The sequence below is a fragment of the Shewanella sp. SW32 genome (assembly GCF_025653365.1).
GTDB classification, from domain to species: Bacteria; Pseudomonadota; Gammaproteobacteria; order Enterobacterales; family Shewanellaceae; genus Shewanella; species Shewanella oncorhynchi.
The window spans coordinates 40,242-62,330 of the sequence record NZ_JAKKSJ010000025.1 but is presented as its reverse complement, the minus strand read 5'-3'; the positions used below and the strand labels follow the sequence as shown (position 1 = coordinate 62,330).

Genomic DNA, 22,089 nt, shown 5'->3' with positions numbered 1-22,089 from the left:
CCCTAGAGTGAACCTAGAAAGCCTAAGAAATTATTCGTGGCTTCATCTTTGCTTTTAGCGTTTTTGGACTCAAGCGCGGCTTGAATGGCATGCTCGACATCAGGCAGCGCCAACTTGTGTTCTCCCACGGTTTTTGTCTCTAAGTTAGTGATTCTTATGCTGTTTGAACGAGTGAGCAAACGCACCATACTGCCTTTTTCGATGGTGTTATCGGATAGCACTTCAATGAGGTGCTTTAGCATGCACGTGTTGCGATAATGGGTTTTGTACCACATCTGCATGCTTTGACTGGTGACAAAGTTAATGGCTTCCTGAACCCTTTCCAAGTTATGCGTCTGTACTTCTAGATCCTTCATAAGCAAGGCGATTGCCTCACTATCATGAGCGATATGGCAAGACGATGAACACAGCGTACATTGTGTTTCAAACTCCGACATGTAAGTACAAGGTGATAGGGCTAGGTTCTGAGTGCAAAACCCTGTTTCATGAGCAAAAGTCGGCGTTTCATTATCGATTGCATCATTGTATTGGTTCATGGTTCTAATACGAAGGCTTACCTTCTCTTGAATGTAGCTTTCTAGCTCATTAGAGTAAGAGATATCCCCAATCACCGAGGCGTTCTCGGCGTCCGAGGTGTGGATATACGTCAGGGTCTGCTCTGCGCTCTGTCGACCTGACAGCAGGGTAATGAGGTGATGAGGCAACCCTTTTTTCGCAAGATAATCATTTTGCCAATGGCGCAGTTGGTGCGGCTTGAGCGTGAAGTCGGAGGCAAAGCCATGTCGCTCAAAAATAGTCAGTCTGTTTTTTAGGCGTTTAATTATTTCATCAGCAAAGAACTTAGCGAGCGTACCTATCGGAACCAAAAGAAAAGGGTGCGTTAACCTGCCGCCCATTTGCTTTTCTGTATACATAAACAAGGCGTATTCAACATCGACAGACTTCGTTTGATAATAATTATAGCCGCTCAGTTGAGATTGATTTATCTCGATGGTGTGATTTTGAAAGGTTGCCACGGTAAGCGCTTGTTGACCTGCGGTATATTTTTGGTATTGAGATTGTGATGTGAAGCAAGATCCTGTAAGCGCCCGAGCGTAAGGGCAGTGAGACTTAAACACTAGTGTGTCGAACGGCTCAAGTTGGGCGATGGGTTTGATGAACTTCGTTTGATGTGGATTTTGTATACCTGTTTTGTCGGTTGCCCCTTTTGTGTCGGGTGAAACTCGCACGCATTTGTCACTGCCGTCAAAAAAGCCCAGCAGCAAGCCAAGATGCAATAGTTGGGTGGGTTTGTTCATGGATGGCTTTAGCAGGGCGATGTTCTCATCGCTAGGCTTAACGTCACCCAGCACTTCTTTCAGTGGGCGATTTGGCTGTCGATAGAACCGAGCTAGCGCTCTGGCAGGCTCCGTCGCTAGGATGGTGAAGTGCAAGGCCCGGTCTAGACTCTCAACCATTTCGGCATTGATGTGATTTTGATTGTCCTTGTACCCCTTTGAGCCCCGCCAGTTGAGATAATGCACCGTTTTTTCTTGTCCATCGACAACTTCTGTATGTGGCTTTATTCTCTGCACGGTTAAAAGCGGTTGCTCTGCGCCGATCCGATTGGGTGACGCCATGCCTAGCGCTGCCATGGTACAAATAAAGCTGTCTCGCAGCGTTTGAGTCGAAGCGATAAGCGGTTGCCAAGCATCAATATCATTTTGGTCATCATCCATATAGGGGGGGATGACATCATGAAAGATAGCGCCGAGCGCCAACAGCGCTTTTTCCGAAGGCAGTTTGCTTTTCTCCGCCGCCAGTGCTTCATCACCACTTTTCTTTCGTATTGTATCTTGGGTGTTGTTTATGTAGGGCAGGCAGCTTTGGGGCAGCATTTTATGATGGTGTAGCCAGTTGATGAATCCCGTTAGGTAGCCTGAGTATGTCAGCGAGTCGATGGCGTGTTGAATTTTATCAAGGGAGGCAGAGGCGACATTCTCACCTAAGTGGCAAAGGAAGCGTCTTGCAGTTGTGATTTTTTGTCGCTTGTGATGTGTGCCTACGTTTTCCTTTAATACATCAAGCGTATAGGCAAACAATAAATCGTGTGTTTCAGGCGCTAATCGATCATCTTCTGTGAAGAGTGTGCCTATTTTTGGTTTGTGTTTATCCAGATTACAAAAGAGAATGTTTATGGTTTTACTGTCGCTGTCGGTGAATGTCATCGCCATGTCATACCATGAAGCAGGCTCCCCCTGAGCGTTAGTAAAGCCCATTAGTGGCTGCGTTTTCTTTTTGGCTGCATAAGCACGTTGATTATCAATGTAGCGATTTATCGTGCTCATATCTGCGCACCTACTTTCAGGTTTTTTCGCTCTTCACACAGCGCAATCGTCACTCGGATATAGGTGATGATGGTTTGCAGCCGTTTGAGCGTGGCGGGATGCGCTGATTGACTGTTAATCGCCAGTTTACGCTCGGCTTTATCCAAATACGGCTGATGGTTGGCGGTTTCTAGAGGTCGAAAGTTATCACAGGGATAGCACCCCATCGGGGCGGCCCCTTTTGACTGACAACTGGCGCAATTGGCGGGGTTCAGTTTGTGCCCCATTTCCTCATCAAAAGGACTTTTAACCACAAAATCAGGGTGTTGCTGTAACTCTTTCGAAGAGATGCTATCAAAGCGCTGTATAACACTGTTCCCCGCAAAGGCTTGGTCAATTTTGACCCGTTCCGGCGCTTTTAAATCAAGATAGGATTGGATGGACTGCACGGTGACACCGGTAATGGCGGCAACCTGTGCGGGGCTTAATCCCATCCAAGCAGCAAGGGTTAACTGGGTGTGACGCCAGCGATTATTTTTAAAGGCAAGGGGCTGATGGGCGATGCGGTCACTTTTAATGTCGAGCTTTTGATTGAAGAGGTAATCAATATTACTTAGAAGATTCACAGAAGATAGATGAAACGCCTCGGATGTATCGCTCACTGAGCGAAAGAGGCTCGCTTTCGACTCGAATTTTGCTGAAAATAAACTTTGGTCTGGAAGCAGTGGCAGTCGTTGCATTAGTGCTTTGGTGTCACTCTCGGAAAGCGTAATGTTGCACTGGCTTAAGCAGGTACATAGATAGTTTTCATACGCTTGGTAATATTGGAGTAGCAATTCAGACAGGTTTGGAGCGAGTCGATGTGAGCGTGATTCGGCATTGCATCTAAATCCTCCGTCTTTTCCTTTAAAGGTTCGCAAGTGCAATTGCTCCACATCAGAAAAGTGATGCTGTGTCAGAGGCTGCCAATCACGGTTATGCTCCTTGTGTGAGGTAAACGCCTGACCCACTCGCAAGAGGTCACACCATTTGAGTTGAACTAATTGTGTAGGTCTTCTTACTATGGCGACAATCAACTGACAAGCCAGAACATTTCTCAGGCGGATAAAAGGGTGTGTGGTGATGAACTCATTATCGAGAGCATGGAGCGTTTCGATTCTAAGGGCTTCTAGAAGGTTGTCACGCTCGATTTCACTGTACGCACCTATTTTTTCATCAAGGATGCCTTTATGAAAATTGGTTCTCCCTAGGTTTTCTTCCTTAACGAGGTTATAGAGTGGAGTCAGGATAGGGCTACGGTACTCATGGCTTCTCTGACAAAATGCGTATAGCGCATCTCTTGTACTCCTTTTATAGTCCGTCAGTGTTAGCCACCACGCTTCAAAGGTCGCTGGCTCTATATACTGGCAAAGCGTTTTTAAGATGCTGACAAAACCATTTAGACTTGTATAAGCATAATGTTTAGCTGCGTGAGCGATAGCCAATCGCAAGTCGAGAAAAACGTCGCTGTCTAACGTGTGCATCCAGCCAAGGTAAAGGGTTTTCTTGTAACCGAGCACCCACTCATCTGAAAAGAGGTCGAAATCATAGCCCTCAATTTTTGACTGAAAGGTACTTGTTCCTTCAAAATGATTAATTAAATCATTTAATTCAAGGCTGTTCATTGGTCACCTCTCAGGTTGGGCACGGATCGTCTCAGGTTTTTCGATGAGATTTCCGCCACCGTCACGGCTAATTGGAATTCGTTGTAGACGGAGGCCATTTTTGAATCTTCCACCCAACCCATCGCATATTTACGAAGGTCTTCAATTTTATCTGCCGAAAATCCTTTCTCTTTTGCTTTATCTTCAAAGATTTCATTCCATTTATGACGAAGTAAATGGGGGTGCAGTGCTATCTCAGTGGCATCCCCAAAGGTCTTAATGACCTTGTGAATGGCGTTGTAAGATATAGGCTTTCCGATGGTTTTCCCTTTTTCCGAGATGAACACAAAATCATGCTCATGAGCGTTTGGGGTACTATTACGCACGGTTTCAATGTAGAGCTTAATGAGCTTTATCAAGTCGCGAGAGATAGAAACTGAGAGTGCTTTTGTTTTGTTCGCGGCGGGAAGCCGCCTTGTGTCCGTAGGGTCATTAGGTGTTCGGGTCAGTCGGAATCTAGGGGTGCCCCAATCATCCACTAAATCACTCACCTTCAATTTCAATACAGCACCCACACGAACGCCAGTATCAATCAATATTTGGGCGATGATTTGATTTCGAAGCTTGCTCGACTTGAATGGGTTATTTGGCGAGCGCTCTTTAATAATTTCTAATAAATCAAAGAACTTATTCGCTGAAATCACGGATTCAAAGGGATCTTTAACAACCGTGTTGTCTTTTCTAGAGTGAGATATCACCGAGCTTATGTAGAGTTTAAATTTATTAAATTGAGCATCCGTACTGATTTGCTGATCAGTTTCAGCTCTATCGTAGTGATGGCACACATATAGGAATTCAATGTAGGCTTTCAGGCGATTGAGGCGTTGATTAAACGTATGCGCTGACACTTCTGGCTGACTGTTGGATGTCGCATGTATCGCATCTCTGATCCTTTTATCAGTCAGGCTGACTACCGTGCTGTCTTTGTTATCGTCTTTTGTGTCCAAATAGAATTTACCAGCACGAATGTAGTCATCAATTTCCTCGATCGATAAAAACGATCCACATGCTACACGCCCAACAAGGTCAATACCGTTCTCCATGAAGAAGGAATATAAAAACTTCAACTCATAGGCATATTTCTTTCGGGTGTAGAATGAAAGTGACTGTTTTGAGGTGCGTGATCTCGTTTTGGAAAGTGGGGAGTTATGATTGTCGTTTAGGTAAGCATTCAGGTACAAGCAGCATGGGAGGCAGCCGTTCCTAACCACGACTGGAAACGAAGCGCCTTTTATATCCTTATATATCCTAACCTGAACATTATCCTTTAAATTATTCATTACATAATTTAATGTCGATTATACATAAATATACTATGATGGGTCTTTGTGGTTTTGTAAAGATAAAAAACAGATTATCTAAGGAATATGTGATACAAACTAAATCTGATTCTTTACTTTATTTTTGGTGGAGAGTATTCGCACAAGTCTTCAATGATACAACTACCACAGCGGGGTTTGCGCGCAAGGCAAGTGTAGCGGCCATGCAGGATAAACCAGTGATGCACATCGACTTTAAATTCTGCGGGAACCACTTTTAGCATTTTTTCTTCCACTTCAACCACGTTCTTGCCGGGCGCAAATTTAGTGCGATTGGCGAGACGAAAAATATGGGTGTCGACGGCGATGGTTGGCCAGCCAAAGGCGGTATTGAGCACTACGTTAGCCGTCTTGCGGCCAACGCCGGGCAGAGACTCTAAGGCTTCGCGGTTTTCTGGTACTTCGCCATTGTACTTTTCAATCAAGATCTCACAGGCTTTGATCACATTGATGGCTTTGTTGTTATATAAGCCTATGGTTTTTATGTATTGCTTTAAACCCTCTACGCCAAGGGCATAAATGCTGTGGGCTGTGTTTGCCACAGGAAAGAGCTTGTCTGTTGCCTTGTTGACGCTCACATCTGTTGCTTGGGCCGATAACGTCACTGCCACTAGCAGCTCGAAGGGACTTGAAAAATTGAGTTCGGTTTCAGGTTTGGGATTGTTATCGCGAAGACGAGTGAGGATCTGGATACGTTTTTCTTGATTCATGTACGATTCCTGCGCTGTGGTGGGGTTCAACTCTCAACCGCTCATTATTAATATCCTATTAATGATGATTGATGAGTTTACAACCCACGTTCGCTGATTTTCTGATGCTTTGAGTTTTGCCGCTCATCATGTGCTAGGCACACATTAAACGTGTTAACACTAGGGCATATCTGATCGCCATAATGCCTGTCGTTACTTGAAAGCCTAACCTACCTTAGTGATCCGTGCGCGGGTAACACTCGGCTCTGCGGCGACTTGAGGTTGGCGTTCTTTGACTTTTTTATCAATCACATTTTTCAATGCAATCAATAATCCCATCACGATGAATGCGCCGGGTGGCAGCATAGCAAGGAGAAATGGGGTATCGACTTGCCATAGATGCATGGTTAACGATTTAGCCCATGGGCCGAGCAGTTGATCCGCTCCATCAAACAGTGTGCCTTGACCTAAGATTTCCCGCGTTGCGCCCAGCACTGTAAGCACTAAAGTAAAACCAAGGCCCATCATTAGACCATCGAAGGCGGCACTAAACGCATTATTACGCGAGGCAAAAGCTTCGGCGCGGCCGATGATGATGCAGTTAGTCACAATTAATGGCAGGAAGATCCCAAGGGATAAATACAGGCCGTAGGCATAGGCATTGATGAGCAGTTGCACTGTGGTAACTAGCGCGGCGATGATCATCACAAACACAGGAATACGAATTTCTTTGGGTACATAGTCGCGCACCAGTGACACCAAAATGTTAGAGCCAATCAGCACCAGCATAGTGGCTAGACCAAGGCCAAGGGCGTTAGTGATCGTTGCAGTAACCGCAAGTAGCGGACATAAACCTAACAGTTGCACTAGGCCTGGGTTGTTTTTCCACAGTCCTTGCCACGCAATTTCGCGATAATTAGTCATGGTTGGCCTCACAATTTAGCGGCTGGCTGAAAATTTGTGCTTGGTTAGTGCTGAAATACCATACCGCGTTTTTGACTGCTTTAACATAAGCGCGCGGGGTAATGGTTGCACCGGTAAATTGGTCAAAATCGCCGCCATCTTTTTTAACTAACCATTGCTTATCATCTGCAGAGCCCAACACTTTACCAACAAACTGAGTGACCCAATTCGATTTACGTAGTTCAATTTTGTCACCCAGCCCAGGGGTTTCTTGGTGGGACAAGGTACGTACGCCTAAGACTTCACCTTGGATATTAATCCCAACAATTAATTTGATATTACCGCTATAGCCATCGGGTGCGATGGCTTCCATGGCGATAGCGACAGGCTTGCCTGCATGGGTAGCAATATAGGCCGGCATTGGACTATCCGTGCCTAATGCTTCTTTGTTTAATAGCAAGGTACACTGAGCGGTAAGCTCGTTATCATGTATTTCATCAGGGATTAATTGTTGCAATACTCGCATCAATTCCTGTTGTTCTTGCTGCTTAATCTTGTCAAAGGTTTGTTGATTGACCGCGGCGACGAGACCCGTGCAAATCAAGGCAAACAGCGCCAATAAAAAACCATTTTTAATCATCGGATTTTTCAACTCTTTTTCCTTAAGCTCTCGTTGCCAGCAGAATGACATTATCTTGTAGCATGACTTAGTCCGCCAAATGGCCTTAGCTAGCTGAATGACCATAGGTGCGTGGCCGCACATAGTAGTCAATAAAGGGGGCGCAGAGGTTAGCCAATAACACAGCAAAGGCAAAGGCGTCAGGGTAACCGCCTTTAATGCGGATGATATACACCAACACACCAATTAACGCGCCGAAGATAATGCGACCTCGGGGGCTGGTTGCAGCTGTGACGGGATCGGTTGCGATAAAAAATGCCGCTAACATGGTCGCGCCAGAAAATAAATGTAATAGGGGACTGCCTTGGGTATCGGGCGACAGTAAGAAACCAATACTCGATGCGACAAAGAGTCCCAATAACACGCCAGTACTGATGTGCCAACGAATGGCTTTCAGTTTAAGTAACACTAAACCGCCAGCCAGATAAGCTAAATTCACCCAGAACCAACCTACGCCTGTGCTGCCATCAAAGATGGCTTTAGTCAGGCTTTCAGTGGTGGTTAATCCTAGGGATAAATCGGTTTTAAGGGTATCGAGTGGCGTCGCCATTGCGATGCCATCTATTCCTAAACGAAACTGTTCCAAGTTAACGTGGGCGCCAATGTTGAAGATAAGTTGCAAGCTCTCAGCTAGGCTAGGCGAATGCAGCGCAACGGTACTCGGTGCTATCCAAGTGGTCATTTGCACTGGGAATGAGATTAACAGCAATACATACGCCGCCATTGCAGGGTTAAACAGGTTATGGCCTAAACCGCCGTAAAGGTGCTTAACGATAACGATCGCAAAGGCGGTGCCCATCACTATCATCCACCAAGGTGCTAGGGGAGGAATGGCGACACCAATCAAGATTGCGGTCAGCATGGCGCTGTTATCGCTAAGGCTGGCTTTGATATCACGATTGCGAAGTTTCATCACCGCGGCCTCACAGCTTAAGGCAACAAGGATCGCCAGCAGGACTTGCACGAGCGTGCCCCAGCCAAAAAAGGCGCATTGCACCACAAGGCCCGGCAGTAAACATAAAATCACCCTTTGCATCACAGTTGAGGTATGCAAATTACGTGTGACATGGGGTGATGAGGCTATTTTAAACGCCATTGTGTTCCCTTTTTATCATTCTGTTCTTAATCATTAGCAACATTTGAATCGCTCGAAGCTTCGGTTTGTTGAGCGAGTGCCGCTTTTTTGGCTTTCGCCTTGGCGATGGTCGCAGCAATCCGTGCTTTTTTAAGCTCATCGCCTGATAAGGCTGCCGTTTCAATGGGTTCTACAATTTGTTCAGCGGATGGTAAAACGGCTTCGGGTTTAGCTACGACGGCGTCAAGTGCTGCTATCGACGGCGATGCCACGTTAGCTTTAGTTTGAATGTCGTCAACGGACTCTATTTCAGACTCAGCTGCTGATGCCGCAGCTATTTTCTTCGCTTTAGCACGAGCAACAGCGGCGGCCACTTTGGCCTTTTTAATTGCTTCAGCGTCGTTAACGTCAGTAGCGGCTGCTTCTGTATCATCATTCACATCTGCTTGAACGCTAGCTGCGGAATCAACTGCTGGAGTCGCGGTCTGAGTTAAATCATTGTCAGCATTTGTCTCAGCTTGCTGCGCGGCTTTTTTCGCTTTAGCACGGGCAACCGCGGCGGCTACTTTGGCTTTCTTAATCGCTTCTGAATCATTAACGTCACTAACGCTAACATCACTAACGCTAACGTCAGTATTGCTAACTTCAATATCACTAGCGGCGGTTTCTGCTTGCTGCGCCGCTTTCTTGGCTTTTGCCCGCGCAACTGCGGCAGCCACTTTGGCCTTTTTATCATCGGCAGCGCTGGCTTCTGGTGTACTGTCAGCCGTTTCAGCCGTTTCAAGCGGCGCGGTATCGGCTTGCTGAGCCGCCTTTTTAGCTTTGGCGCGAGCAATGGCCGCGGCGACTTTGTCCTTCTGAGATAACGGCGCTTCTTGCGCGATTGCATCTGTTGCTAAGAAGGATTCAGCACTGGCATCAACATTCACCACATTGTTTGTATCAGCACCATTTGTATCTACACCATCGGCATTCACTTGGGCGGCTTTCTTCGCCTTAGCGCGGGCGATGGCTGCGGCAACGGCAGCTTTACCCTTGGGCGCGTCTGTCGTATCAGTGGTTATTACGTTTGATTGATGATTCAATGATTCTTCATTCGACAATTCTTCAGTTGCTGATTGTGCAGCTGCGGCTTTTTTCGCGGCGATCCGTGCCATGGCTTCAGCGACGGCATTTTTATCCGTGCCAGTCATAGTCGCTTGTCGGCGCTCTGCGGCTTCTTTGGCCTTAGCTTCACGGGCAAGCTTTTCTTCTTCAAGACGCGCTAAACGGGCATCGAAACGCTGTTTAGCGCGCTCCGCTTGCTGCTTTTCATCGGCGGCTTGTTTAAGTGCGGACTTGGCAATGCGGTAATACTCGACTAAGGGAATATCACTCGGGCAGACGTAACTACAACAACCGCATTCAATACAATCCTTTAGATTGTAGCTGGCAGCTTTGTCATATTCTTCGGCCTTGGCGTGCCAAAAGAGTTGCTGTGGCAATAAGAGTGCAGGGCAGGCATTGGCGCATTCGCCGCAGCGGATACAGGCTTTTTCTTCTGGCGTAGTTCCTATTTCTTGGCTGCTTGGCACCAGAATACAGTTAGTACCTTTTAAAATAGGCACTTGGATATTCGCCAACGCATGGCCCATCATAGGCCCGCCAATAATCACCTTTTGTTCCGGCTCTGGCGTGAACTCAGTCGCAGCCAGCACATGCTCAACAGGTGTGCCTATCGGTAACCAGTAGTTCCCCGGTTTACCGACATTTTTGCCCGTCACAGTCACAACACGCTCAATCAGCGGTTTACCTTGAGTAACCGCTTGATGAATTGCAAAGGCAGTGCCGACGTTATGCACGACGATACCGAGTTTGGCGGGAATAGCGCCCGAGGGCACTTCGCGGCCAGTAATGATTTGAATTAACTGCTTTTCACCACCAGAAGGATATTTTGTCGGAATGACGGTTACCCGAATACTATCCGCTGGGAGCCCACATTGGACGACTGCAGCTTGCATGGCTTTGGCCGCTTCTGGCTTATTATCTTCAATGGCGATAACAATACGTTTTGGCGTTAATAACCGATGAATAATGCCAATACCGGCGAGGATATCTTGGCTGTATTCGCGCATTAATCTGTCATCGGCGCTGATATAAGGTTCGCATTCGACGCCGTTGATGATGACTAAATCAATTTCACTGACCGGATTAAGCTTAATATGAGTTGGAAATGCCGCGCCGCCCATGCCTGCAATGCCAGCAGCACGGATCTTATCGATCATCTGTTGATGGCTTAAGTCATCAAGCTCATTTTGCACCAGCTCACACCAAGTGTCTTTGCCATCGGCTTGGATAATGCAAGTGTTAACTGGCAATGCTGAAGCATGGTTGCTAGCCCTTGGCTCAATGGCAACGATAGTGCCTGATGTCGGCGCATGCACAGGTAAATGCCAAATAGAGGTGCCTTGAGTTAACGGTGTGCCTTTTTGTACGCTATCGCCGATGTTTACCGCAAGTGTGCAGTTTTCACCGACTTGAGGGATGGGCACTAAGTACGTATCGGCTAAGGGCAGTTGGCTAATCGGCGTCGCGTTCGAGAGGAATTTGACTTCGGGTGGATGTATACCACCGGGTGAGCGCCAAAGGGTTCCTTTATCTAATTGATCTAATAAAGTTAACACCGCTTTTCCTCTTCTAACTGTGGGTCTTGGTTCTGAATCTCTTGAATGAGAGTCACTGGGATGGCATTTAAGCGCCAGTTCCAATTTTTAAGATTCTGGGTGACTGGGATCATATCAATACAATCGACGGGACAAGGCTCAACACAGAGATCGCAACCCGTGCAATCGGTCGTCAGCACAGTATGCATAAGCTTACCTGCACCGATAATCGCATCCACGGGGCAGGCTTGAATACACTTAGTGCAACCAATACATTCGTCTTCACGTATGTAGGCTACCTTTTTCACTTGAGATTGTGCTTCGGCATTCAGCGGCTCGGGCTCGACGCCCATCAGGGTCGCTAATTTTTCCATGGTGGCTGTGCCGCCAGGAGGGCATTTGTTGACTTTATCGCCGTTGGCAATCGCTTCAGCATAAGGGCGACAGCCAGGGTAACCACATTGACCACATTGGGTTTGTGGCAGAATCGCTTCGAGTTCATCGACAATCGGATTGCCTTCAACCTTAAATTTAACGGCGGCAAAACCGAGTAATAGTCCAAAGACTAATGCCAATAGGGTCAACAATATGACTGCAATTAAAATTCCGGACATCTTACTTAACCAATCCTGTGAATCCCATAAAGGCGAGGGACATAAGACCTGCGGTGATCATCGCTATGGCGCCGCCTTTGAAAGGTAAGGGGACATCTGCGGCAGCTAAACGTTCGCGCATCGCCGAGAAGAGAATTAACACTAATGAGAAGCCTAACGCAGCACCAAAGCCATAGATAGCCGATTGGATAAAATCGTGCTTCTCGTTAACGTTCAATAGGGCAACACCCAACACAGCACAGTTCGTTGTGATAAGCGGCAGGTAAATCCCTAAAGCCCGATGCAGTGCAGCACTGGTTTTTTGCACCACCATTTCAGTAAATTGCACCACAACCGCAATCACTAAAATGAAGCTCATGGTTCGCAGGTAGCTCAGATCAAAGGGTAATAATAGATACTGGTTGACGAGGTAACTGAGAATAGAGGCTAACGTCAGCACAAAAGTGGTCGCCATAGACATGCCAATAGCGGACTCCAGTTTACTGGATACCCCCATGAAAGGACACAAGCCTAAGAATTTCACTAAAACGAAATTGTTGACCAGTACTGTACTGATCAACAAGAGGAGATATTCAGTCATCTCAATACTTTTCTAAACGGATCTTGGCCGTATTATCGACTTTTCCGTTTGCATAAACAACATATAGAATGCAGGGTTAACCATCTTTACTGTAAATTTTGGCGACGAATTAACCCGTTAAAGTATTAAATTTGATCTGTAATCGCCATGGCTTGGGGCTGTGCTATGTAATAGCCTTGCAATCCATCAACTAAGAGTTTTTCGAGGGTGAGTTTTTCTTCTTGGCGTTCGACGCTGGTCGCAATAACCCGAATGCCTATCCGTCTTGCAACATCCACCATCATACGGACAAAGAACTTATTATTGCTGTCTTCATCGATGTTCGATGTGTAGCTGCCATCAAGCTTTATGTAGTCTGGGCGCACTTCGCTGAAGAATTTGAAGGACGTAAAGCTCATGCCAAAACGCTCTATCGACACTCGAGATCCAACGCTATGTATTTCGCGAACGAACTTATAGCTTGCCCCTAAGTTAGACTGCATACCTGACTCATTGATCTCAAATACTAAGCGCGAGGCGATGTATTTTTGCTTGCCTAAAATGTCCTTTAGCCAAGCGACAAACATATCCTGATGCGCAGAAAATGCGCTGATATTGATGCCGAAATTACCCGAAATTGTCGGGTTTTCCTTAAGCATTCTTAATGCACTGATCACCACCAGTTTATCTAATTCAGAACTCATACCGTGACGTTCGGCCATAGCGATCACTGTGGTGGTCGGTAAAAACTTACCTTCGCTATTGTAAAAGCGCGCCAACAACTCACGGTAAACCTCTACATCAGTTCGGCAGGGCTGAATTGGCTGTTGGTAGAATTTTAATGCTTGGCGAGTGACTAAATCATTGATCGCCATTTTCCAGCGATCATCACCAAACTGCTCGTCACCATTGAGTTTTTCTTGGATATGATAACTATTAGGTCCAAGGGTCTGCGCTATGCTGACTGCGGTATCCGCAATCGTCAGCAAATTAACCGCATCGGTACCTTGGTGATAGGGAACTAAACCGATATGGGCAACAGATTCCGCTTTTGTCATCTGCAAATATTCATCGAGATAAATTTTTAATTGATCTAAAAATTTTGGCGCATCCTTCAGCATGACATCAGGAATAAAGATGGCAAAATCAGCGCTCGATACCCTGAAACATTCTGCATCTGAATACTTACTACAGGCTTTGCGGATACAATTTGCCACCCTTGAAAGATAATCATCCCCCGCAGTTCGCCCTTGTTTTTGATTGATTTGCGCAAGCTCTGTGGCCTTAACCATTGCCATCAGCCCCAATTGAGGAATATCGGGATTGCTTATGGTTTCTAATTTTTGGGTAAAGCGCTGGCGACTACCAAAACCCGTCACTGTGTCTTGATAGGCCGCTTTATGCAGCTTTTCATTCTCTTGATTGAGTTTATCGATTTGGGCTTTAAGTTGAAGACGACACTCTTCAAGGGATATTCCAATGGGGTTGAGCTCACCTGTGAGTTTTGATGATGCGACAGCAGAAAACCCTAACTCAGGTATTTTTGAAATATAATCAGCAGCATAACGTATCGCCGCCCTATGTTTTGACATTAACAGAATAAACACTAACTGCAAGATAAGGTAAGCCACCAGTAACATGACACCGAGCTTTTGAGTATGACTAATCGAAGTTTCAATCGCTTGGTTTGCACTGAGTTTGACTTGTAAACGACCGGTTGCCAATTTTTGTGTATGACTGAGTTCGATAGAAAATAAACGGGCTAAAGGATGAGGATGTTGGCTGTCTAAACGACCTTCTGTATGACTCCGTTGGCCATCGGTATCATCAATATATTGGAAAAATTGGAATGGGTAATTTTCAGAAAGCTTTTTGAAGAGTTCGGCGCCATCACCTTGCCATTGTTGGTAGCGGGTTAAACTGGTTTTAAAGCTATCCAGTTCTTGCTGTTGTTGGATTTGTAATTGGCTATTTTCGCTTTGATATACCCAAGCAAAAAGACCTAAGAAAATAAGCAGTAAAAAAATTGGATATGATTTTGACATGGCCATAAAAATCCGCTCTATTTTTTTGGGTGAGCTCAAACAGGATAAGTTTAAGTCAAGAATACTTAACTGCAGCTATCTGTGTGATGACACTCATAAATTTTTATTAATAAGCTGATAACAGTGTAACTGCATTTGCTTAAAAACAAAACGGAAAAGAATAGGGTAACTAGAAGCCGGAAGAGGCAAAGGCACGAGAACAAAACGAAGAATAAATTGGCTCCCCTGACTGGACTTGAACCAGTGACATACGGATTAACAGTCCGCCGTTCTACCGACTGAACTACAGGGGAGTAGAGGGTGCGATATTGCTATCGACTTTACAGAAATAACACTTTTTAAATGGCTCCCCTGACTGGACTTGAACCAGTGACATACGGATTAACAGTCCGCCGTTCTACCGACTGAACTACAGGGGAATCGAGGTGCGATATTACTATCGACTTTTTAGCTTGCTTAAATTGGCTCCCCTGACTGGACTTGAACCAGTGACATACGGATTAACAGTCCGCCGTTCTACCGACTGAACTACAGGGGAATCATTTTAATGCTTCAGCTTGATAATGTAATTGGCTCCCCTGACTGGACTTGAACCAGTGACATACGGATTAACAGTCCGCCGTTCTACCGACTGAACTACAGGGGAATTGTTTACAACTTATCTTACTGCTTGTTCTAACTCATTTTTATCATGTGCTTAAAGTGGCTCCCCTGACTGGACTTGAACCAGTGACATACGGATTAACAGTCCGCCGTTCTACCGACTGAACTACAGGGGAATCGTTTCACACAATCGTAGCGACTCGTTGAGAACGGAGCGCATAGTAAAACGCTCTGTTGGATGAGTCAACTCGAGTTACTAAAAAAAGTGTAATTATGCTGTTAAGTGCTCATCTAATGTGCATCGTGGTGCAGAATTCGACATTTTTCGTGAAAAACCACTTAACAATTCGCAATATAGCCATAATTGAGTCCATCGTTTTTAAGCGGTGATTCTATGAAATTGAAATCATTCGCTAAATAATCGACACCGTTTTCGGTACTTGGTCGAGTACTTAAGACTCAAACCGCTCAAAAAAGGATCTCAGGTGGGGTAATGTGAATTTACTCAGTTCTTTATGCCGATAGAAAACGTGGGTTATCTTTTCGCTGTTAAAGCCCGTTTTTCTGTTTTAACAAGTTTGCTGTTGTTGATGGAGGTGTTAATTGAGGCTTTATCGAATTAGCGTGAGCTGTTTTTCAAATGAAGTGATGCACTTCAGTATTAGTTTGGCACCAGATGCGCTACAACAGCTCGCGTTAATTACAGTTAGTGAAATTGATACAAGTAGCAACATTTATCAAATGTAATTAAATTACTAAATGCTGCGAGCCGGTTGTTAAGGCATATGACAGCCTCCAATCCCGCGTGGTTTCTAGGTTATTTCGACTTATCAACAAAATCTGTGGATAACCCTGTGAGTTGTCCTGAAAAATGGCCGCCAAAGCCTTGGGGTATGGGCGGCGGACTTAAAATGCACTATTTTGGGGTTCAAAAATAAATTTAAGCATTATCAAATGCATACTAAAAGCAAGTGGTTTTTGTTGAGGGTGAAAACAAGGTTGCAATTTTGTAATCGAACGAAATTGATTTCTTGTGTATTAAATTGGCATTTTTGCTTAGTTTGCGGGTGTTTTGTGAGCAAAAAACGCTGAAAACGCCTTAGTTTAAAAGTTTCATGTTTCTTCCTTTAAATTGTCATCTTGCGGTTTTAGATCGTATTGATATGACGACAGGAAGGATAACTGTGGAGCTTAGTCGGTGACTTGATTAGAATGGGGCGACTCACTAAAAGGATATGTGCGCGTGTCAGAATCTGTTTTTCAGCTTGAATCGCAATTCGCCCCCGCAGGCGACCAACCTACAGCGATTGCCAAATTAGTCGATGGACTCGAAGCGGGTCTGGCCTGCCAAACCTTACTCGGGGTGACGGGCTCAGGTAAAACCTTCACGATTGCCAATGTGATCCAAAAGTTAGGTCGGCCCACGATTATCATGGCGCCTAATAAAACCTTGGCGGCGCAGCTTTATGGCGAGATGAAAGAGTTCTTTCCCCATAATGCGGTCGAGTATTTCGTTTCTTACTACGATTACTACCAGCCCGAAGCCTATGTACCCGCGTCAAATACCTTTATCGAAAAGGACGCTTCGGTTAATGCTCACATTGAGCAGATGCGTTTATCCGCCACTAAGGCGCTGTTAGAGCGTAAAGATGTGGTGCTGATTGCTTCGGTGTCGGCTATTTATGGCTTGGGCGATCCCGATTCCTATTTAAAAATGTTGCTGCATCTACGCCAAGGCGATGTGATGGGGCAGCGTGACATCTTAATTCGTCTCAGTGAATTGCAGTACAAGCGCAATGATATTGAGCTACAACGTGGTACTTATCGTGTGCGCGGTGAAGTGATTGATATTTTCCCCGCCGATTCTGAGCGTAATGCTATTAGAGTCGAGTTGTTCGACGATGAGATTGAACGCTTAAGTGAGTTTGACCCGTTAACGGGCCATATTATTAAACGTATCGCCCGTACGACGGTTTATCCAAAAACACACTATGTCACGCCGCGAGAAAAGATCATCGCTGCCACTGAGTTTATTAAAGAAGAACTGCGTGAGCGTAAACAATATCTACTCGATAACAACAAGTTAATTGAAGCCCAGCGTATCCATGAGCGGGTGCAATACGATGTGGAAATGATGGTGGAGTTGGGTTATTGCTCTGGCATCGAAAACTACTCGCGCTATTTGTCTGGCCGCGCACCGGGGGAAGGACCACCAACCTTACTCGACTACTTGCCTGCCGACGGCTTATTAATTATCGATGAATCCCATGTGACTGTGCCGCAAATCGGCGCTATGTACAAAGGTGACCGTTCCCGTAAAACCACACTTGTGGAATACGGTTTCCGCTTACCGTCCGCCTTGGATAACCGACCGCTCAAGTTTGAAGAGTTTGAGCAATTGATGCCGCAAACTATTTATGTGTCGGCAACACCGAGTGCCTACGAGCTGGAAAAGAGTGAAGGCGAGATTGCTGAGCAGGTCGTGCGGCCAACGGGATTACTCGATCCTGAATTAGAAGTGCGCCCTGTTGGGACCCAAGTGGACGATTTATTGTCTGAAATCGCCAAGCGAGTGGCCGTCAATGAGCGGGTGTTAGTGACGACGCTCACTAAGCGTATGTCGGAGGATTTGACTGAATACCTCGACGAACATGGCGTAAAAGTGCGTTATCTGCATTCGGATATAGACACAGTCGAACGGGTCGAGATCATCCGCGATCTGCGTTTAGGTAAGTTTGATGTGCTGGTTGGGATCAACTTATTGCGCGAAGGCTTAGATATGCCTGAAGTGTCATTGGTGTGTATTTTAGATGCCGATAAAGAGGGCTTCTTGCGCTCTGAACGCTCGCTCATCCAAACGATTGGCCGCGCGGCGCGTAACGTCAATGGTAAAGTGATCCTCTATGCCGATCGCATCACCAATTCGATGGAGAAAGCGATAGGTGAAACTGACCGACGTCGTGAACGTCAGCGGGCGCACAACTTAAAACACGGTATCACGCCTAAGGGCGTCGTTAAACGGATCACCGATGTGATGGATGTGGATGATGGCCGCGACAGTAAAGCTGTGTATGGCAAAGTGGCTGAGCCTAAGTCCCATTACCATAAAGCCGATGCGGCAGAGTTGAGCCATCAAATCGATCAGCTTGAGAAGAAGATGCATGAACATGCGCGCAACTTAGAGTTTGAACAAGCGGCGGCAATGCGTGATGAAGTCAAGCACCTGCGGGACCTGTTAATCAAAGCCTAGATTTATTCTTGCGCTCTGCATTAAAAAAAGCCGTCCAGCAATCATGCTGCGACGGCTTTTTAATATCTTGACTTGGATTAAGCAGGGACTTTTGATGGGCTCATTTTTAGCTTGATAAACACCGCTAAAGCGCAAATCAACCCGCAGATTAAGCCGACCAAATGCGCCTCGGTTGCTACGCGCGCACCTATCATGGCGGTGACATCACTGCTGGCACCATAAAGCTGTTCGTAACCGACTTTGATGATAACGCCAACGAGCAGCAGATAGCCTGAGCGCAGCTTACGGACAATATCCTGCACTGCGCCGTAGGCGAACAAGCCATGCAACATACCACTTAAGCCGACATAACCAAGCAATTGCGGATAGCCTAAATACAAGCCTATACCTTCAAGTAAACATAACACGAAAAATAGTGCACTTAAGCCTTTGAGATGATAATGAAAATGGTGCAAAAATAGCACCACCCACAGCCCTGCAAGGTTCATCAATAGATGCCATTGATTCGTGTGCAGTAAATTTCCACTGATTAATCGCCACCATTCACCCTCACTAATTGCACTGCGGCGATAGGCGAGCAGGTTGTCGACAGCAGGACTGGCTAAGCCTGCGACATACAAACCCGCACACATCAGACTCACTATCAGCGCGACCCAATAGGGACTGCGTGTCATGCATTTGGCTCGCTAGCGTCAAGCTCAGCCATGACTGTGGTTTTATCCTGCAGATAGTCGTCCAAACCACGTTTACGCAGATGACAAGCCGGGCAATTGCCACAACCATCGCCAATGATGCCGTTATAACAGGTGAGAGTATGGTGGCGAACCAGATCGAGTTGCTGATATTTATCCGCCAGCGCCCAGGTTTGAGCCTTATTGAGCCACATTAAGGGCGTGATGATCTTAAGTTGTTTATCCATGCCTTGAACTAAGGCTGACTCCATCGCTTTAACAAAATCGTTGCGGCAATCTGGGTAACCCGAAAAGTCGGTTTCACATACGCCGGTGATAATCGCTTCAGCGCCTAATTGATAGGCATAAATGCCCGCAAGCGTTAAAAACAGAATATTACGTCCAGGCACAAAAGTATTCGGCAGCCCATTTTCCATTAACTCATGTGAAACGGGAATCGCATCACGGGTAAGCGCCGATATCGCTAACTCATTGAGTAAGGTGACATCCATGACTTTATGGCTGGTGATCTTCAAGCGTTTTGCTAAGAATTTGGCGACTTCAATTTCTTCGCGGTGACGCTGACCGTAGTCAAAGGTGATCCCGTGTACTTCATCGTACTGGGTTAGGGCTTGGATAAGACAGGTTGTCGAATCTTGTCCGCCACTGAATACTACCACTGCTTTGGACGCTAAGGGTTTTGACACTAAGCTCGTTGACATAAAGGATTTCACTTAACCGTAGAACACTCATAAATAGGCCGTTAGTGTAACTCAGGCCATAGGGCTTGCAAACTCTGGCGATCTAGATCAAATAGGCTTTCTCGGCGCAAAAACTTGCAGCTCAAGCTAAAATCCACTATAAATGCCGCCCCAGAAAAGTGGAACGCCAGCATGAACTACCCAGTCAACGAAGTATTTGAAACCATTCAAGGTGAAGGTGTCTTTACCGGAGTGCCCGCCATATTTGTCCGCCTGCAAGGTTGTCCCGTGGGATGTGCTTGGTGCGATACGAAACAGACATGGGATGTGCTTGAAGTGAATAAAGTGACGCAAGAGCAAGTCATTAGCGTAGATGGCACTATTGGACGCTGGGCAGATCATACAGCGCAAAGTCTTATTGCGGCTTTTCATACCAAAGGTTTTACTGCGCGCCATATAGTGATCACCGGCGGCGAGCCTTGTATGTACGATTTACGTGAATTAACCGAAACCTTGCACTGCCAAGGCTTTGCGACTCAAATCGAAACCAGTGGCACCTTCGAAATCAACTGTGCTGATGACACTTGGGTGACAGTATCACCCAAGGTGAACATGAAAGGGGGCTATAAGGTATTAGCGCAGGCGCTTAACCGTGCCAATGAGATCAAGCATCCCATCGCCACTGAAAATCACATTGCTGAATTGGATGAGTTACTGCAAGACATCGATATTTCGGCGAAAACAATTTGTCTGCAGCCGATTAGCCAAAAGCCCAGAGCGACTGAACTGGCTATGAAGGTGTGTATTGCCCGTAATTGGCGTTTATCGATCCAAACCCATAAGTATTTGAATATTGATTAATGCCCTTCAGTTAATCTATAAACGATAAAAAACGCCTCACAATTGTGGGGCGTTTTTTATGGCTGACGTTTAGCGGTGGACTGTAAAGCCGTCGACTCAAGGGATTTCATCGAGTCGATTAATCAAGCTCACTTAACTGGCCGAAATGATTAAATGCTGCAAGTTGGCGCTGATAGGGCGCAATATCGCCGATGTTAGCTGTAATCCAATCTGTATCGTAATAAGTATCAAGGTAACGCTCACCCGAGTCACAAATGAGGGTCACTATTGAGCCTTGCTCTCCACGCGCTTGCATTTGTACTGCAAGTTGCAATGCGCCGTACAGGTTGGTTCCTGTGGATGCGCCGGTTTTACGGCCAATCAATTGTTCTAACCAATGAATCGTCGCCACTGATGCGGCGTCGGGAATTTGCAGCATAGTATCGACAACTCCAGGAATAAACGATGGCTCGACTCTCGGTCGACCTATGCCTTCAATCTTACTGCCATTACAACAGGTTAAGCTGACATCGCCGCTCTGATAGAAATCAAAAAAAACGGAGTTTTGCGGGTCGACTACGCAAAGTTGTGTTGCCAACCTCTGATAGCGAATGTAGCGGCCTATGGTCGCCGATGTGCCGCCAGTGCCTGGGCTCATCACTATCCAGCGCGGGATAGTGTGTGGCTCGCGCTCCATCTGATTGAAAATCGAGTTAGCGATATTGTTATTACCGCGCCAGTCGGTTGCACGCTCGGCGTAGGTGAATTGATCCATATAATGGCCGCCTAGCTCTGCGGCAAGGCGCGCCGATTCGGCGTAAATCTCACTGGAATGATCGACAAAATGACATTGACCGCCATAGAAAGTGATCTGCTCAATCTTCTTTTTAGCTGTGCTTTTGGGCATTACGGCAATAAAAGGTAAACCGAGTAAGCGGGCAAAGTAGGCTTCAGAAATCGCCGTACTGCCCGATGAGGATTCGATAATCGGCGTGCCTTGCTTAATCCAGCCGTTACACAGGGCATAGAGGAAGAGTGAGCGGGCGAGGCGATGCTTCAAACTCCCTGTCGGGTGGGTACTTTCATCTTTGAGATAAATATCTATGCCATCGAGCATAGGTAATTCAAGCTTAATCAAGTGGGTATCGGCGCTGCGCTGAAAATCCGCTTCAATCTTGCCTATCGCGTGGGCTTCCCATGTGGGGCAGAGTCTGTGAGCGCTGTGAGAATCCACTGGTGGTTGAATCGTGTTAGAAATCATAGTAGTCACATCGAAAGGGATCGTTTTCAGAGCATATCACAGGGACGGGCAAAGCGGGTTTTATTGGATGAGCTTGAACTCATTCGCTTAAAGTAGAGCACGACGTAATTGAAATCAAAAAATGTCGTTAACCAAGAGGTTTACTTAACATAGAAATACTAAGAATTTAATTAGATTAAGCTGGAACAGTCAGATTAAGTTGGAACAGACTAAGCGGAAGTGGAACAAG

16 protein-coding genes and 5 tRNA genes are annotated in these 22,089 nt (G+C 46.1%); 2 read left to right on the top strand and 19 right to left on the bottom strand.

The annotated features are described in order from the left end of the window. Positions 1 to 2 precede the first annotated feature (2 nt). The 16 genes from L5M28_RS15640 to L5M28_RS15565 form a co-directional block, all read right to left on the bottom strand. Entirely contained in the window at positions 3 to 2,327 is a 2,325-nt protein-coding gene (locus L5M28_RS15640) for a hypothetical protein (protein ID WP_263203806.1), read from the bottom strand. Beyond that, complete coding sequence (locus L5M28_RS15635) at positions 2,324 to 3,970, bottom strand: hypothetical protein (RefSeq protein WP_263203804.1); 1,647 nt, start codon at positions 3,968 to 3,970, stop codon at positions 2,324 to 2,326. The genes L5M28_RS15640 and L5M28_RS15635 overlap by 4 nt, the downstream gene beginning before the upstream one ends. Beyond that, entirely contained in the window at positions 3,967 to 5,076 is a 1,110-nt protein-coding gene (locus L5M28_RS15630; protein WP_263203803.1) for a tyrosine-type recombinase/integrase, read from the bottom strand. Before L5M28_RS15630 ends, L5M28_RS15635 begins: the two co-directional genes overlap by 4 nt. A gap of 326 nt (positions 5,077 to 5,402) precedes the next feature. Further along, positions 5,403 to 6,038 (bottom strand): endonuclease III, encoded by a 636-nt coding sequence (gene nth / locus L5M28_RS15625; RefSeq protein ID WP_219233611.1) that lies wholly within the window; start codon positions 6,036 to 6,038, stop codon positions 5,403 to 5,405. 204 nt (positions 6,039 to 6,242) lie between these two features. Then, positions 6,243 to 6,941 (bottom strand): electron transport complex subunit E, encoded by a 699-nt coding sequence (locus L5M28_RS15620; protein ID WP_028760019.1) that lies wholly within the window; start codon positions 6,939 to 6,941, stop codon positions 6,243 to 6,245. Beyond that, a complete protein-coding gene (gene rsxG / locus L5M28_RS15615) occupies positions 6,934 to 7,572 on the bottom strand; it encodes an electron transport complex subunit RsxG (protein WP_105252444.1) in 639 nt (212 codons plus the stop codon). Before rsxG ends, L5M28_RS15620 begins: the two co-directional genes overlap by 8 nt. 73 nt (positions 7,573 to 7,645) lie before the next feature. Next, positions 7,646 to 8,695, bottom strand: coding sequence for an electron transport complex subunit RsxD (gene rsxD, locus L5M28_RS15610; protein ID WP_263203801.1), 1,050 nt, complete (start codon positions 8,693 to 8,695; stop codon positions 7,646 to 7,648). Positions 8,696 to 8,721: 26 nt separating this feature from the next. Next, on the bottom strand, positions 8,722 to 11,337 hold the full coding sequence (gene rsxC, locus L5M28_RS15605; RefSeq protein WP_263203800.1) for an electron transport complex subunit RsxC: 2,616 nt from the start codon (positions 11,335 to 11,337) through the stop codon (positions 8,722 to 8,724). Beyond that, the gene (gene rsxB, locus L5M28_RS15600) at positions 11,331 to 11,930 is read right to left on the bottom strand and encodes an electron transport complex subunit RsxB (RefSeq protein WP_063884360.1); all 600 of its coding nucleotides are present in this window, start codon (positions 11,928 to 11,930) and stop codon (positions 11,331 to 11,333) included. The genes rsxC and rsxB overlap by 7 nt, the downstream gene beginning before the upstream one ends. Position 11,931: 1 nt before the next feature. Continuing rightward, positions 11,932 to 12,510 carry an electron transport complex subunit RsxA gene (rsxA, locus tag L5M28_RS15595; protein WP_006081543.1) on the bottom strand — a complete coding sequence of 193 codons (579 nt, stop codon included), beginning with the start codon at positions 12,508 to 12,510 and terminating at the stop codon, positions 11,932 to 11,934. 125 nt (positions 12,511 to 12,635) lie between these two features. Continuing rightward, a complete protein-coding gene (locus L5M28_RS15590) occupies positions 12,636 to 14,540 on the bottom strand; it encodes a GGDEF domain-containing protein (protein ID WP_263203798.1) in 1,905 nt (634 codons plus the stop codon). 211 nt (positions 14,541 to 14,751) lie between these two features. Further along, positions 14,752 to 14,827 (bottom strand) — tRNA-Asn (locus L5M28_RS15585). 50 nt (positions 14,828 to 14,877) lie between these two features. Further along, positions 14,878 to 14,953 (bottom strand) — tRNA-Asn (locus L5M28_RS15580). Positions 14,954 to 14,996: 43 nt separating this feature from the next. Next, a tRNA-Asn gene (locus L5M28_RS15575) sits at positions 14,997 to 15,072 on the bottom strand. Positions 15,073 to 15,104: 32 nt separating this feature from the next. After that, positions 15,105 to 15,180 (bottom strand) — tRNA-Asn (locus L5M28_RS15570). Between the two features lie 57 nt (positions 15,181 to 15,237). Continuing rightward, positions 15,238 to 15,313, bottom strand: a tRNA-Asn gene (locus tag L5M28_RS15565). Between the two features lie 1,067 nt (positions 15,314 to 16,380). Here L5M28_RS15565 and uvrB point away from each other — a divergent pair. Beyond that, positions 16,381 to 18,387: an excinuclease ABC subunit UvrB gene (gene uvrB / locus L5M28_RS15560; RefSeq protein WP_028760013.1), complete on the top strand. Its 2,007-nt coding sequence runs from the start codon at positions 16,381 to 16,383 to the stop codon at positions 18,385 to 18,387. Positions 18,388 to 18,464: 77 nt separating this feature from the next. Here the strand turns inward: uvrB and rrtA are convergent, their stop codons facing one another. Together rrtA and queC are read right to left on the bottom strand one after the other, a co-directional pair. Further along, positions 18,465 to 19,061: a rhombosortase gene (gene rrtA / locus L5M28_RS15555; RefSeq protein ID WP_263203796.1), complete on the bottom strand. Its 597-nt coding sequence runs from the start codon at positions 19,059 to 19,061 to the stop codon at positions 18,465 to 18,467. Beyond that, positions 19,058 to 19,780: a 7-cyano-7-deazaguanine synthase QueC gene (gene queC / locus L5M28_RS15550; RefSeq protein WP_263203795.1), complete on the bottom strand. Its 723-nt coding sequence runs from the start codon at positions 19,778 to 19,780 to the stop codon at positions 19,058 to 19,060. Before queC ends, rrtA begins: the two co-directional genes overlap by 4 nt. A gap of 171 nt (positions 19,781 to 19,951) precedes the next feature. Between queC and queE the strand changes: the two genes are divergently transcribed. Further along, on the top strand, positions 19,952 to 20,620 hold the full coding sequence (gene queE / locus L5M28_RS15545) for a 7-carboxy-7-deazaguanine synthase QueE (protein ID WP_263203794.1): 669 nt from the start codon (positions 19,952 to 19,954) through the stop codon (positions 20,618 to 20,620). A 118-nt stretch (positions 20,621 to 20,738) separates the two neighbouring features. On the opposite strand, the gene L5M28_RS15540 is transcribed toward queE, so the two are convergent. Beyond that, a complete protein-coding gene (locus L5M28_RS15540) occupies positions 20,739 to 21,860 on the bottom strand; it encodes a PLP-dependent cysteine synthase family protein (protein ID WP_263203793.1) in 1,122 nt (373 codons plus the stop codon). Between the last annotated feature and the right edge of the window lie 229 nt (positions 21,861 to 22,089).

Coding starts and splice junctions, on each gene's coding strand:
- rsxA (WP_006081543.1), bottom strand. CDS start 12,510: ATGACTGAATATCTCCTCTTGTTGATCAGTACAGTACTGGTCAACAAT.
- queE (WP_263203794.1), top strand. CDS start 19,952: ATGAACTACCCAGTCAACGAAGTATTTGAAACCATTCAAGGTGAAGGT.
- L5M28_RS15590 (WP_263203798.1), bottom strand. CDS start 14,540: ATGGCCATGTCAAAATCATATCCAATTTTTTTACTGCTTATTTTCTTA.
- rrtA (WP_263203796.1), bottom strand. CDS start 19,061: ATGACACGCAGTCCCTATTGGGTCGCGCTGATAGTGAGTCTGATGTGT.
- queC (WP_263203795.1), bottom strand. CDS start 19,780: ATGTCAACGAGCTTAGTGTCAAAACCCTTAGCGTCCAAAGCAGTGGTA.
- rsxD (WP_263203801.1), bottom strand. CDS start 8,695: ATGGCGTTTAAAATAGCCTCATCACCCCATGTCACACGTAATTTGCAT.
- L5M28_RS15540 (WP_263203793.1), bottom strand. CDS start 21,860: ATGATTTCTAACACGATTCAACCACCAGTGGATTCTCACAGCGCTCAC.
- L5M28_RS15635 (WP_263203804.1), bottom strand. CDS start 3,970: ATGAACAGCCTTGAATTAAATGATTTAATTAATCATTTTGAAGGAACA.
- L5M28_RS15620 (WP_028760019.1), bottom strand. CDS start 6,941: ATGACTAATTATCGCGAAATTGCGTGGCAAGGACTGTGGAAAAACAAC.
- rsxB (WP_063884360.1), bottom strand. CDS start 11,930: ATGTCCGGAATTTTAATTGCAGTCATATTGTTGACCCTATTGGCATTA.
- L5M28_RS15640 (WP_263203806.1), bottom strand. CDS start 2,327: ATGAGCACGATAAATCGCTACATTGATAATCAACGTGCTTATGCAGCC.
- nth (WP_219233611.1), bottom strand. CDS start 6,038: ATGAATCAAGAAAAACGTATCCAGATCCTCACTCGTCTTCGCGATAAC.